The sequence below is a fragment of the Streptomyces sp. Je 1-369 genome (assembly GCF_026810505.1).
In the GTDB taxonomy this organism is placed as follows: Bacteria; Actinomycetota; Actinomycetes; order Streptomycetales; family Streptomycetaceae; genus Streptomyces.
Genome location: NZ_CP101750.1, coordinates 6,091,327 through 6,105,366 on the forward strand (window position 1 = coordinate 6,091,327; position 14,040 = coordinate 6,105,366).

Annotated in this window: 7 protein-coding genes; 3 read left to right on the forward strand and 4 right to left on the reverse strand. The window is 72.8% G+C overall.

Translation table 11 applies throughout. The annotated features are described in order from the left end of the window. Nucleotides 1–3 precede the first annotated feature (3 nt). Nucleotides 4–2,352 carry a protein kinase domain-containing protein gene (locus tag NOO62_RS27770; RefSeq protein WP_268773552.1) on the reverse strand — a complete coding sequence of 783 codons (2,349 nt, stop codon included), beginning with the start codon at nucleotides 2,350–2,352 and terminating at the stop codon, nucleotides 4–6. Nucleotides 2,353–2,460: 108 nt separating this feature from the next. Beyond that, nucleotides 2,461–5,172 carry a protein kinase domain-containing protein gene (locus NOO62_RS27775; protein WP_268773553.1) on the reverse strand — a complete coding sequence of 904 codons (2,712 nt, stop codon included), beginning with the start codon at nucleotides 5,170–5,172 and terminating at the stop codon, nucleotides 2,461–2,463. Nucleotides 5,173–5,343: 171 nt separating this feature from the next. Here NOO62_RS27775 and NOO62_RS27780 point away from each other — a divergent pair, with 171 nt between their 5' ends. The 3 genes from NOO62_RS27780 to NOO62_RS27790 all read left to right on the forward strand — a co-directional run bounded on the left by NOO62_RS27780 (nucleotide 5,344) and on the right by NOO62_RS27790 (nucleotide 9,966). Then, nucleotides 5,344–6,624, forward strand: coding sequence for a carboxylesterase/lipase family protein (locus NOO62_RS27780; RefSeq protein ID WP_268773554.1), 1,281 nt, complete (start codon nucleotides 5,344–5,346; stop codon nucleotides 6,622–6,624). A 127-nt stretch (nucleotides 6,625–6,751) separates the two neighbouring features. Then, on the forward strand, nucleotides 6,752–9,382 hold the full coding sequence (gene glgP / locus NOO62_RS27785; RefSeq protein ID WP_268773555.1) for an alpha-glucan family phosphorylase: 2,631 nt from the start codon (nucleotides 6,752–6,754) through the stop codon (nucleotides 9,380–9,382). A gap of 29 nt (nucleotides 9,383–9,411) precedes the next feature. Beyond that, on the forward strand, nucleotides 9,412–9,966 hold the full coding sequence (locus tag NOO62_RS27790; protein WP_268773556.1) for a hypothetical protein: 555 nt from the start codon (nucleotides 9,412–9,414) through the stop codon (nucleotides 9,964–9,966). Between the two features lie 72 nt (nucleotides 9,967–10,038). Here the strand turns inward: NOO62_RS27790 and NOO62_RS27795 are convergent, their stop codons facing one another. Next, the gene (locus NOO62_RS27795) at nucleotides 10,039–11,658 is read right to left on the reverse strand and encodes a M4 family metallopeptidase (protein WP_268773557.1); all 1,620 of its coding nucleotides are present in this window, start codon (nucleotides 11,656–11,658) and stop codon (nucleotides 10,039–10,041) included. Nucleotides 11,659–11,943: 285 nt separating this feature from the next. After that, nucleotides 11,944–14,019: a M4 family metallopeptidase gene (locus NOO62_RS27800; RefSeq protein WP_414930896.1), complete on the reverse strand. Its 2,076-nt coding sequence runs from the start codon at nucleotides 14,017–14,019 to the stop codon at nucleotides 11,944–11,946. Nucleotides 14,020–14,040: the final 21 nt, after the last annotated feature.

Genomic DNA, 14,040 nt, shown 5'->3' on the forward strand with positions numbered 1-14,040 from the left:
CGGCTACGGCGCGTAGCCGGAGAGAATCCTTCCGTCGTCCGTGGCGGTGAACAGGGCGCCGCCCGCATAGAGCGGGGAGCGCAGGGACGGTGGGTCGTCGTACTCCGTCCGGCCCTTCGCCAGGGGGATGTCCTTCCTGCGGTACGAGTCGACGTCTTCCTCCGTGGAGCGGCCCCACAGCTCGAACAGTCCGACGGCGAGCACGCGCTCGCCCGCCAGGGCGAGGGACACGGTGTCCTGCGGGCCCCCGTACTGCCACAGGTGGTCGCCGGTGCGCCAGTCGAAGGCCGACATGGTGTGGGTGACCGGGGCGTCGGGATCGGGGTTCCCCGTGGCCACGACGAGGACGTCCGCGTCGCCCACGACCGGTGGCAGCGTGGGCTCCAGTCCGGGCGCCAGCGTGCGGCGGGTGGCCAGACTCGCGGGGTCGAGTTCGCGGACGCCCGGTGTGCCGTGGTCCCAGCACAGGACCGACCCGCGGTGGGCGAGGAGCCCGTAGCAGGACTGCTTCGGGGCACGGCGGGTGATCCTGCCGTCCGTGGTGGAGAGCGTCAGGACGCCCTTGCCCTCGACGGCCGCGTACACCTTGCCGTCCTGGACCAGCAGCGCGTGCTGGACCTTGGCGGGCAGCGGAGGCGACTTCCACAGCTCGTGGCCGTCCTTCGCGCGGCGCGCGCGGACATGGGCGCGGCTCGGGCCCACCGTCTCGTCCGCGAAGCCGAACTCGGCGGTGTAGACGACCCCGTCCGCGTACGACAGGGCCATGACGGACGTGTCGGACGCCGTCGGCTCGCGCCAGCGCTCGGTGCCGGAAGCCAGGTCGACCGCGATCGTGCCGCGCTCACTGGGCACGTACACGCGCTCGCCGTCGCTCACGGGCGGCAGTTCCTGGATGAGCTGGAGGTCGTCGGAGGCGACCGGGAAGCCGCGCGACGTCCAGCGGTGGGCGCCGGTCGCGGCGTCGAGAGCGGTGGCGGCGCCCTTGCCGTCCCGGCACACGAGCTTCGAGCCGACCAGGACGCAGCCGTTGCCCTTGTCGTCCAGGCCCTTCGGGCGCCGCACGGACCAGGGCTTCCAGCCCTCGGGGCGGACGGACGCGGTGGACTTCGCGTCGCCGAACTCGCCCGAGTGGCCCGGGTTTCCGTACTCGGGGACGACGCGGGGGGCGGGGGTCTTGGAGCCGGAGCCGGACGGGCCCCTGCTGTTGTGGCCCGGGTCGCCGGTGCTCCGGTCCGCCCTGTTGTCGCCGTCGCCGTCGCCGTCCTCCGGTATCAGCACCGCCGCGACGGTGACCACGGCCGCGACCGCCGCGGCGGCGACGATCCACCACGTGCGGCGCCGGGGTGTCGCAGGGGCCGATGGGGTTCGCGGGGGCTCCGTCCCCGAGACGGTGGCCGCGTCCGTGAGCGACGCCGCCCCGGACAACGCGCCCTGCCCCGCCGCCCGTTCGCACCGCGTCACCGCCTCCCGGTGCTCGGCGAAGAGCGAGAGCACCGGCGCGGGCCACGGCACGGCGGACGGCCCGGTACCGTCCGTCAGGCGCTCCGCGAGCGCCGCCGCCGTGGGCCGGTCGTCCGGCGCCGGGCTCAGACACTCCGCGATCACCGCGCGCAGCCCCTCCGGAACGGCCGAAAGGTCCGCGTCGCCCTGCGCGATGCGGAAGATCACCGAGGCCAGTTCCTGGTCGTCGAACGGCCCGCGCCCCGTCGCCGCGAAGCAGAGCACCGCGCCCAGCGTGAAGACATCCGACGCGGGCACGACGGCGTGGCTGCCCTCCAGCTGCTCGGGCGCCATGAAACCGGGCGTGCCGACGACCATCCCCGCCGTCGTCAGCGCCGTCGCGTCGAAGGCCTGCGCGATGCCGAAGTCGATGAGGGTGGGACCGTCGGGGGTGAGGAGTACGTTGCCGGGCTTGAGGTCCCGGTGCAGGACCTGCGCGGCGTGTACGGACGCCAGCGCGCGGGCGAGTCCGGCGCCGACCGCGCGCACCGCGTCGACCGGCAGCGGTCCGCAGCGGCCCACCGTGTCGGCGAGCGAGGGCCCGGCGACGTACTCGGTCGCCAGCCACGGCACCTCGGTGTCCGCGTCCCCGGCGAGCAGCGCCGCCGTGCCGGGCCCCGAGACCGCGCGCGCCGCCGCGATCTCCCGGCGGAACCGGATCCGGAACTCCCGGTCGATGTCCAGGTCCGGCCGCACGGTCTTGACCGCGACGAGCGGCGCGCCGGGTCGCCGCTCGCGGGCCAGATAGACCTCGCCCATGCCGCCGGAACCTATGAGGGCGAGCAGCCGGTACGGGCCGACGTGGCGCGGCGGTCCGGGCAGGGGGTCGAGCACGGATCCTCCAAGAAGCATGCTGCGTACGGCAGATGAAGGCGGGGCGGGCGGGACAGGCGGGAGAGGCGGTGCAGGCCGGGGAACGAGGCGGACAGGCTGGGGAACGAGGCGGACAGGCCGGGGAACTCAGGAAGGCAGCTCGACCGACACGACCGTCCCCTGGTCGTACACGATCGTCGCGACCCCGCCCAACGGCAGGACGGTCGGCGGCTTCGGCTGGTCGGCGACCACCGTGCCCTGGTCCTCCGGCGGCTTCGTGACGCGGTTGCCCGGGGCGCCGGGGACCCGCATGGAGCGGACCTCGCCCGCAGCCGTCAGCGGCACCGTCCGCAGCGTGGTGTTGTCGGCGGTCAGGGCGCGGTCGCCGATGAGGAGCGCGCCGGAGGACACGGGCCGCTCGACGGTGTGGTCGACCACGGAGATCGGCTCGCGGCGAATGATCCTGCCGTTCTTCGCGTCGGCGACGAGCAGCTTCTCGCCTGCCGTGTCGTACGCGACGGCCGCGCCGGGCGACACCGCGCTCACCGTGATGTCCGGGGCGGGGTGTCCGTCCGGCCCCGTCGGAGGGGCCTTGAAGCCGAAGTTGCCTTCGGGGGCGAGCGTGCGGGCGTCCAGGCGGGTGACGCGGGTCTGCGGGTCGGCGGTCGGGTCGTCGATGTCGCCGGTGCCGTTGAGCACGTGGGTGCAGAGGAGCTGGTCGTCGTCCCTGTCCGCGGTTCCGCGGGTGTCGGCCATGAGGGAGCGGCACTGGGCGTCGTCGAAGGCGCCGCCCACGCGGTCGCCCTTCTTCTCGTCGATCGCGACGACGCCGTCCCGGGAGTCGGCGTAGACCAGGCCGTCGTGGACGAGTACGGCGGTGTAGCCGCCCTCCTCCGCCTTGGAGAGCGTCTTCTCACTGAGGGTGTACGTCCACACGGGGGTGCCGCCGCGCTCGACGGGGAACGCCTGCACCGTGGCGCCCGTCGGCCCGTCCGTGCCGTCGATCGTGCCTTCGGAGGAGACGATCAGGTGGTCGTCGGTGAGCAGGGCGGACGTGGCCTGCTTGCCCGCCGGGGCGCTCGCCGTCCACCGCACGTCGCCGGTCTTCGAGTCACGTACCTGCACGCGGCCCTTGTACGCGATGACGGCTGTCCCGCCGCGCACGGTCGGCGCCTGTTCGTCGCCCGGCATGAAGAACGCCCCGGACGGACTGATGTACGCCTCGCCGTCCACGCCGCCGTCCTGCGCGTCGCGGCCGTCGGAGGTCCACAGCCGGTGCCCGTCGGCGGTGCTGCGCGCCTCGTACGTGCCGTTGGTCAGCAGACACACGACCGCCTCGGTGTCCGCCGAGCAACTCATCGTCGCGTGCCCGAACTCGGCACGCCACGGCTTCCAGCCCTTGGGGCGCTGCGCCGCGTACTGCGGGACCTGACCGCTGCGGTCGTCGGTGCCGCCCGCGTCGACTCCGGCGGTGGCGATGAGCCGAGCGGGGGAGAGGCGGCCCGGCTTCGCGGACCCGCCGGGGGCGCCACCGCCCGCGTCGACGCCGGAGCCGGATCCAGAACCGGAACTGGAACCGGAACCGGAATCCGAACCGGAGTCGGCGCCGGAGTCGGGCCCCAGCACGGCGAGCACCCCGCCCACGACGGCGCCCACCACGGCCACGGCGGCCACGGTGAGAACGGCACCGCGACGCCCGGTCCCGCGCCGGGGCGCCGCGGAGCTCATGGTGGGCAGCCCGTGGACGGGCAGCCCGGTCGGCCCCGCCGCGGGCCCCGGCCCCGCCGCGGGCCCCGGCCCCGGCGCGGGCCCCGGCGCGGGCGTGCTCAGCGCCGTGGGGGTACGCGTGGGGGTCTGCGTCGCGAGGTGGGCGGGACCGTCGGGCACCGGCGGCAGAGGCAGCAGCGGCCGCCCCGAAGCACACAACTGCTCGACGTCACGCCGGATGTCGGCGATGCCGCCGAGAACGCCACCGGGCCAGCCGACTCCGCCCTCACCCGCCTCCCCCCGCAACGCCTCAAGACCCGCCGCCACGTCCTCCGCCCCCGGCCGCTCCCCGGGCTCGCGCGACAGACACGCGGCGAGCAGCTCACGCAACTCCTCCGGCACGCCGTCCAGCCGTGCCTCCGCCCGCGCCACGCGGTACAGGACCGCCGCCACCGGGCCGTCACCGAACGGGTCCTCGCCCGTCGCCGCGTACGCGAGGACCGACGCCAGGCAGAACACGTCGGAGGCGGACACCACATGGCGGCCGCCCGCGACGTGCTCGGGGGACATGAAGCCGGGCGTGCCGACGAGCAGGCCGGTCGAGGTCATCGTGGTCGCGCCGAGCGCCCGCGCCACCCCGAAGTCGATGAGCTTGGGGCCGTCCGCGCCGAGCAGGACGTTCGCGGGCTTGAGGTCGCGGTGCAGGGCGCCGGCCGCGTGCACCGCGGTCAGCGCGCGGGCGATCCCCGCGCCGAGCACGGCGACGGAGGCGGCGGGCAGCGGGCCGTGACGTCGTACCGCTTCGGCGAGGTCGGGCCCGGCGACGTACTCCGTGGCGAGCCACGGCTGGTCGGCGTCCGCGTCGCCCGCGACCAGCCGGGCCACGTGCGGGCTCTCCACGGACGTCGCGACGGATATCTCGCGCCGGAACCGGGCGCGGAACGCCGCGTCGCCCGCGATGTCCTTGCGGATGGCCTTCACGGCGACGAGCGCGTCCGGGTCGTAGGGGTGGCCCAGGTCGTAGGAGTGGCCAGGTTCGTGCGGTCCCGGCACCGCGAGGAACACCTCGCCCATGCCGCCCGCGCCGAGCCGCGCCAGCGTCTCGTACGGCCCTATGCGCGGCGGGGACGACTCCCGCAGCTGCCCGATCATCCGCCTGCCCCCGTTGCCGCTGTTGTCCAGCTTTTGTCCGGCTTTTGTCCGGCTCTTCGCCCGTCAAGTGCCGTGCCCGCACGGCAGGTTGCAGGTTACAGCCAGTGCGGTGGGGCGGCCGGAGCGTCGCGGGCGTTGCCCCACGGATCGAATGTGGTGTCGAGTGGCGGCATGGCCGCCGACGCAGACCGCCCGCACCCGACCGTCATGACAGCGCACGGCCCCGTCCGCGGCGAGCGGCGGGCCACCGGGACCCGGTTCCTGGGCATCCCCTACGCCGCACCGCCCGTCGGCGACCTCCGCTTCGCGGCACCCGTCCTGCCGGACCCGTGGACCGCGCCACTGGACGCCACCGCGTACGGGCCGACCGCGCAACGCCGCGGCTTCGGCGACGGGGCCACCATTCCGGAGCCGTCGGTCCCCGGCGCGGGCATTCTCAACCTGAACGTCTTCACGCCCGGCCCGGACCCGGAGGCGGCGCTGCCCGTCCTGTTCTGGATCCACGGCGGCGGCTACGTCGCGGGGTCCGCGGCGAGCCCCTGGTACGACGGGACCGCGTTCAACAGGGACGGCGTCGTCCTCGTGTCGGTCGGCTACCGGCTCGGCATCGAGGGCTTCCTGCACCTGCGCGATGCGCCGGACAACCGCGGCGTACGCGACTGGATCGCCGCCCTGGAATGGGTGCGCGACAACATCGCGGGATTCGGCGGCGATCCCGCCAAGGTGACGGTCGCCGGGCAGTCGGCGGGCGGCGGCGCCGTCCAGACGCTGCTCGCGACGCCGGCCGCCCGCGGTCTGTTCCGCGCGGCGATATCCATGTCCGGCTCGCTCATCGAGCCGCAGGAGCGCCGGGTCGGCCCGGCCGTGGCCGAGCTGTTCACCGGGCGCACGGGCCTGCCCGCCACGGCTGCGGCCCTCCGTGACCTGTCCGACGGGCGACTCCTCGAACTCCAGGACGCGCTGAGCGCGCCGGGCCCGGACAGGGACCGGCTGCCAGGACCGCTGCTCGGGCCGGTCGCCGACGGGCGGCTCGTCCCCCGGCCGGTCCGCACCGAGCTCACCGACGGCGACCTGGCGGCCGATGTGCCGCTGCTCATCGGGTACACCCGGCACGAGTTCGACGAGTTCGGCGGCCAGGAGCTGACCGACCTCGTCTTCCGGCGCCCCGCCCTCGCGGTGGCGCGGGCCCGCGCCGCACGCGGGCACCCCACTTGGCTCTACGAGTTCGTGTGGCCCTCACCCGTACCGGGCGCCCGGCACGGGCTCGCCTTCCACTGCCTCGACCTGCCCTTCGCCTTCGACCTGCTCCACGCCGAAGGCGTCACCGCCGCCGCGGGGGCCGCCCCGCCCCAGGCCCTCGCCGACGCGATGCACGGCGCCTGGACCGCGTTCGTCCGCGACCTCGACCCGGGCGCCGACTCGTTCCCCGGAGGCTTCCACTGGAGTAGCTGACACAGGCCTCGGCACCACCCACCGCTTTCGCGCCCGCCCGCGCGCCGTGGTTGCCGGGGCCCGGTCACCGCTACCGTCGACGCGTAGGTCGATTCGTACCGCATTCCCCTCAGAGGTGGAGTTCGCTGTGAAGGCCATCCGTCGGTTCACCGTGCGTCCCGTCCTTCCCGAGCCTCTCGGCCGGCTCTCCGAGCTGGCCCGCAACCTGCGCTGGTCCTGGCACCCGCGCACCCGTGACCTGTTCACCTCCGTCGACCCACGGCTGTGGGAGGCGTCCGGCTGCGATCCCGTGCGGCTCCTCGGCGAGGTGCCGCCCGCCCGGCTCGACGAGCTCGCGGGCGACGCCGACTTCCTGCGGCGGCTCGACGAGGCCGCCGACGACCTGCGCGAATACGTCGAGGGCGAGCGCTGGTACCAGGAGCAGGCCCGCGGCGACGGCCGGCTGCCGCGCGCCGTCGCCTACTTCTCGCCCGAGTTCGGTATCACGGCCGCCCTGCCGCAGTACTCCGGCGGCCTCGGCATCCTCGCCGGGGACCACCTGAAGGCCGCGAGCGACCTCGGCGTGCCGCTCCTCGGCGTCGGACTGCTCTACCGGCACGGCTACTTCCGCCAGTCGCTGTCCCACGACGCCTGGCAGCAGGAGCACTACCCGGTCCTCGACCCCAACGAGCTCCCCCTCGTCCTGCTGCGCGAGACCGACGGCACCCCCGCCATCGTGGCGCTCGCGCTGCCCGGCGGCCGGTCGCTGCGCGCCCACGTCTGGCAGGCGCAGGTCGGCCGCGTCCCGCTGCTCCTGCTCGACTCCGACGTCGAGGAGAACGACCCCGGCGAGCGCGACGTCACCGACCGGCTCTACGGCGGCGGCAGCGAGCACCGGCTGCTCCAGGAGATGCTGCTCGGCATCGGCGGGGTGCGGGCGGTCCGCGCGTACTGCCGCCTGACAGGCCACCCCGAGCCCGAGGTCTTCCACACGAACGAGGGCCACGCCGGATTCCTCGGCCTCGAACGCATCCACGAACTCGCCCACCAGGGCATCGGCTTCGATGCCGCGCTCGAAAGCGTCCGCGCCGGGACCGTCTTCACCACGCACACGCCCGTGCCCGCCGGTATCGACCGCTTCGACCGCGAGCTGGTCGCCCACCACTTCGGACCCGGCGCCGAGCTGCCCCGCATCGACGCGGGGGACGTCCTGCGGCTCGGCATGGAAACGTACCCGGGAGGCGAGCCCAACCTCTTCAACATGGCGGTGATGGGCCTGCGGCTCGGCAGCCGCGCCAACGGCGTCAGCACCCTGCACGGCTCGGTGAGCCGCGAGATGTTCGCGGGCCTGTGGCCCGGCTTCGACGCCCAGGAAGTCCCGATCGCCTCCATCACCAACGGCGTGCACGCCCCGACCTGGGTGGCCCCCGAGGTGTTCCGGCTCGGCGCCCGGCAGATCGGCGAACGGCGCACCGAGGACGCGCTCTCCGTCGGCGGCTCCGACCGGTGGGACGCGGTCGCCGACATCCAGGACGCCGACATCTGGGAGCTCCGCCGCACCCTGCGCGAGCAGCTGGTGGACGAGGTCAGGCGGCGCCTGTACGACTCGTGGCGCCAGCGCGGCGCCGCCACGGCCGAACTGGGCTGGATCGACGGCGTCCTCGACCCGGGCGCCCTCACCGTCGGCTTCGCCCGCCGCGTCCCCTCGTACAAACGCCTCACGCTGATGCTGCGCGACCGCGACCGGCTGATGGAGCTGCTCCGCCACCCGGAGCGGCCCGTGCAGATCGTCGTCGCGGGCAAGGCGCACCCGGCGGACGACGGCGGCAAGCGGCTCATCCAGGAGCTGGTCAGGTTCACCGACGATCCGCGGGTGCGGCGGCACATCGTGTTCCTGCCGGACTACGGAATGGCGATGGCGCAGAAGCTCTACCCGGGCTGCGACGTGTGGCTGAACAATCCGCTCCGGCCGCTGGAGGCGTGCGGGACGTCCGGGATGAAGGCAGCCCTGAACGGCTGCCTCAACCTCTCGGTCCTCGACGGCTGGTGGGACGAATGGTTCGAGCCGGACTTCGGCTGGGCCATCCCCACGGCGGACGGCGCCGCCACGGACGAGGACCGCCGCGACGACCTGGAGGCCGCCGCGCTCTACGACCTCCTGGAGCGCCGCATCGCGCCCCGCTTCTACGAACAGGGCCCCGGCGGCCTGCCCGACCGCTGGATCGAGATGGTCCGCAGGACCCTGACCCGGCTGGGCCCGAAGGTCCTCGCGGGCCGCATGGTGCGCGAGTACGTGGAGCAGCTGTACGCGCCCGCCGCGCGCGCCCACCGTGCGCTGGACGCCACCGCGGCGGGCGAACTCGCCGCCTGGAAGGCCCGGGTCAGGGCGGCCTGGCCGCGCGTCGCGGTCGACCACGTCGAGGCGTCGGCGAGCGGCGCCACCGCCGAACTGGGCACCACGCTCTCCCTCCGGGTGCGGGTCCACCTCGGCGACCTGACCCCGGACGACGTCGAGGTACAGGCCGTCGCGGGCCGCGTCGACCCGGAGGACCACCTCTCCGACCCGTCCCCGATGCCGCTGAAGCCGGTCAGCGGTCCCGACGTGGAGGGGCGACGGGTGTACGAGGGGCCGCTCGCGCTCGACCGCACGGGACCCTTCGGCTACACGGTGCGCATTCTCCCCGCGCACCGGCTGCTGTCCGGTGGCGCCGCGGAGCTGGGGCTCGTGGCGGTGCCCTCCGAGGCTACGGGGGAGGAGGCGGGCGTTCTGATGCGGTGAGAGGGGCCGGAGACAGGAAGATGGTGCACATGACATTGCGCACCGATGTGGCCGGGTTGCTGGCGGAGGCCGGCATCGTCGACGTGGACGTCGACGAAGCCGTCGCGGACGACCACGCCCGTACGGCCGTGTACCTGCGCGTCGTCTCGGTGACCGCGTCCTCGCCGAACCGCGACCGGGACCGCGCGGTCGTGGCCACGATCCTGCGCGACCCCGACGAGAGCGGGGCCAAGACGGCGGTGGTCGCCCTCGTGGACGAGATCGCCTGGGAGGCGACAGGACCTGACGAGTTCCGGCAGTGGGCGGACGGGCTGCTGCCGGAGATCGACCGGCTCAGGGTGGCGGCGTTCCGCGAGTTCATCCGCCGCCGCGTCCAGGACTGGCTGTTCTGGCTGTCCGCCGAGGACGGTCACGTGCCTACGGCCGCCGAGCTGGCGGAGGTCACGGACTGGATGCAGCGCCACCTCGCCGCATGGTCGAGGTCACTGGCGGTGCTCGCCGTCGTCGCCGGGTCGGCCCGCACCAGGAAGACACGGAACATCGCGAAGAACCGGGCCAACAGCCGCGAGATCAGGAGCGGATGAAGGGCGGACACGGAAAAGCGGCACCCGGGGGGAGGAAGGTACCTCCGGGTGCCGCCCGTTACGGGGTGGTGCCTACTTGACCGCGACGCCCGTCCACGCCGCGCCCACGGCCTTGGCCTCGGCCGAGTCCGCGCCGTACAGGTCCGTCGCCGCCTTCAGGGTGCCCTCGCGGGCCGCCTTGTAGTCGGTCGTCGACGTGAAGTACGTCGTCAGGGCCTTGAACCAGATCTTCTCGGCCTTGTCGCGGCCGATGCCCTCGACCTTGGAGCCGTCGGCGGTCGGCGAGTCGTACTTGACGCCGTTGATCTCCTTCGCGCCGCTGCCCTCGGACAGCAGGTAGAAGAAGTGGTTGGCGATGCCCGAGGAGTAGTGGACGTCGACGTTGCCCGCGTCCGCGCTCCAGCTGTCCAGGGACTGGCCGTCCTTGGAGGGCTTGTCCATGTAGCGCAGCGGGGAGCCGTCGCCGTTGATGTCGATCTCTTCGCCGATGAGGTAGTCGCCGATGTCCTCGGGGTTCTTGGCGTTGAACTCGACGGAGGCGCCGAAGATGTCCGAGGTGGCCTCGTTCAGGCCGCCGGACTCGCCGCTGTACTCCATGTTGCCGGTCGCCGAGGTGACGCCGTGCGACATCTCGTGGGCGGCGACGTCGATGGAGGTGAGGGGCTTCTTGTTGCCCTCGCCGTCGCCGTACGTCATGCAGAAGCAGCTGTCGTCCCAGAACGCGTTGACGTAGGAGTCGCCGTAGTGGACGCGGGAGGTCGCGCCCTTGCCGTCGCCCTTGATGCCCTCGCGGCCGTGGACCGACTTGTAGTAGTCCCACGTGACCTGGGCGCCGTACGCGGCGTCGACCGCGGCGGTCTGGGCGTCGTCCGGCTTGCCGTTGCCCCACGTGTCGTCGTCGTCCGTGAAGAGCTTGCCCTCGCCCTCCCCGTTCGCCAGGTTGAACGTGGAGTGGCCGCCGCGGCTGTCGTCGGTCAGGTCGAAGCCGCTTGTGCCCTTCTTGGAGCCGACCTCGACCTTGCCGCTGTACTGGCCGTTGCCGGTGCCGTTCTCGATGGCCTGACGCTCGAAGAGCTTCTTGCCGGTCGCGGCGTCGGTGATGACGTGCAGTCTGCTCGGCGTGCCGTCCTTCTGCATGCCGGTGACGACGGTTTCGTACGCGAGGACGGGCTTGCCCTCGGCGGCCCAGATCACCTTGCGCGGCGACTGCGCGTCGGCCTTGGTGGTCTTGGCCTTGGCGGCGGTCGACTCGGCGGACTTGGCGACCGAGGACTTGCCGAGCTTCGCGTCGGTCGACGCGACCTTCACGGTGGCCTTGGTGGCCTTGGTGACGCTCTTCACCTTGCCGCTCTTGGCGGTGTGCACGACGAGGTCGCCGCCGAGGACCGGCAGGCCCTCGTAGGTGCGCTCGTAGCGGGTGTGGGTCGTGCCGTCGGCGTCCTTGACGACGTCGCGGACGACCAGCTTCTCCTTGGCGCCGAGGCCGATCCTGTCGGCGGTGGCGGCCGTGTCCGCGCTCGCGTCCTGCAGCAGGTCCGCGCGGGCCGTCGCCGAGAGGCTGACGGGCGCGCCGGACGCGGAGACGGGCTGCGCGGAGGCGCCGGTGGTCAGGCCGGCGGCGAGCAGCGCTCCGGCGGCGACCGCGGTGGAGATCGCCAGCATCGAACGCTTACGGGATATGTGGGGGGTCACGCAGGCTCCTTCTGTGGGGGGCCCGGACAGTGTGGGTGTCCGTCCGGGCATGAAAGATGCGGTGCGGGTGTGACTCGTGTGTCGTGCGAGGGAAGAGTGTCATTCGAGCCAGGTACATGTCATCCCTTGATCGCAGGTTGGCCGGAAATAGTTCGTTGAGCGGGAGGTGGAGTACGCATTGCGAACAGTGTGTGAACTGTCTCCGAGCAGCAAAAAGCGCGCCGCCCCGGGGAGTTGAGTCACCCGGGGCGGCGCCGTCTGCGAAGGCGAAGGGCTTACATCGACTTACGGGAAGGTGACCTTCCAGCTGTTGATGTAGCCCGTGTCCTGCCGCGCCACGTCCTGGACGCGCAGCTTCCAGGCGCCGTTGGCCACCTCGGACGAGGCGTTGACCGTGTACGTCTCCTTGACGTTGTCCGCCGAGTCGGAGGAACTGGACGGCTTCAGCGGGTAGACCGTCCCGTCGGGGGCGAGCAGGTCGACCTTCAGGTCACCGCGCCACGTGTGCACGATGTCGACGCCGACCTTGAGGGCGCTCGGCGCGTTGCCGGTGCGGCCGGTGACGTTGACGGAGGAGGTCACCGCGGCGCCGGCGTCCGGAATGGCGACGTCCGTGGTGTTCTCGAAGGACGTACCGGGGGGCTCCTCGCCGCCCGGACGGCTGCCGACGTTCACGGCCGCCCAGGCGTGGGCGACGGCCTTGTACTCGTTGCTGGTGGTGCCGTACAGCTCACCGGCCGCCGCGAGCGTCCCGGTGCGGGCCGCCGCGTAGTTGGTGGTCGTGGTGAACTTCGTGGTCAGCGCCTTGAACCAGATCAGCGAGGCCTTGTCGCGGCCGATGCCGGTCACCGGCAGGCCGTCGGAGGTCGGCGAGTCGTACTGGACGCCGTTGATCTCCTTCTTGCCGCTGCCCTCGCTCAGCAGGTAGTAGAAGTGGTTGGCGACACCCGACGAGTAGTGCACGTCGATGTTGCCGATGCCCGAGTACCAGGAGTCCTTGGACCCGCCGTCCTTGGAGGGCTTGTCCATGTAGCGCAGCGGGGTGCCGTCGCCGTTGATGTCGATCTTCTCGCCGACGTAGTAGTCGCCCTTGTCCGTGGCGTTGTTGGCGTTGAACTCCACCGCCGCCGCGAAGATGTCGGACGTGGCCTCGTTCAGGCCGCCGGACTCGCCGCTGTACGTCATGTTGCCGGTCGCGGCGGTGACGCCGTGCGTCATCTCGTGGGCCGCGACGTCGATGGACGTCAGCGGCGCGTTGTTGCCCGCGCCGTCGCCGTACGTCATGCAGAAGCACGAGTCCGACCAGAAGGCGTTGACGTAGTTGTTGCCGTAGTGGACCCGGGAGTACGCGCCGACCCCGTCGCCGCGGATGCCGCTGCGGCCGTGCACGTTCTTGTAGTAGTCCCACGTCAGGGCCGCGCCGTAGTGCGCGTCGGCGCCCGCGGTCTCCAGGTTGGAGGCCTGGCCGTTGCCCCAGACGTCGTCAGGACCCGTGAAGAGGGTGCCGGTGCCCGACGTGCCGTGGTTCAGGTTGTACGTCTTGTGGCTACCGCGGCCCGTGTCGGTGAGCGTGTAGTTCGACCCCGACTGGGCCGTGCCCAGGGTGACCTGGCCGCTGTACTGCGTGTTGCCGGTGCCGTTCTCGATGCCCTGCCACTGGAAGAGCTTCTTGCCGGTGGCGGCGTCCGTGATGACATGCAGCTCGTTCGGCGTGCCGTCGTGCTGCAACCCGCCGACCACGGTCTCGTACGCGAGGGTCGGCGTGCCCTTGGCCATCCACACGACCTTGCGCGGCGCCCGGTCCGCGTCGGTCTTCTTCGAACCCTCGGCCTTCGCCGCGCCGAGCGCCTGCTTCTCGGCGGCCGACGCCTTGATGTCGGCGCTCGTGTCGACGCCCTTGAGCTGCGCCTTCACCGCCTTGGTGACGCCCTCGGTCTTCCCGGACTTCGCGGTGTCGACCACGAGGTCGCCGCCGAGGACGGGCAGGCCGTCGTAGGTGCGCTCGTACCGGGTGTGGACGGTCCCGTCACGGTCCTTCGTGACGTCGCGGACGACCAGCTTCTCCTTGGCGCCGAGGCCCAGGTCCTCGGCGGTGTCCGCCTTGGTGGCGTTGGCGTCGCGGATGAGCTCCGCGCGCTGGGCGGGGGAGAGCTTCGCGGCCAGGGCGCCGGGGTCGACCTTGCCGAGCTTCTGGGCCGCCGCGGGGCTCGCCTTCGCGGCCGGGTCATCGGCCGCGGCGGGGCCCGCCTGAACTGCCACGGCCAGGAGCGCGGCGACGGCGGAGAGGGCACCGGCGGCGGTCGCACGGGTGCGGACCGAACGAGTGCGGGGGGTGTGTCTGTGGGAGGTGTTTCTCAACACGGACTCCTTCTGCGCGGCCGC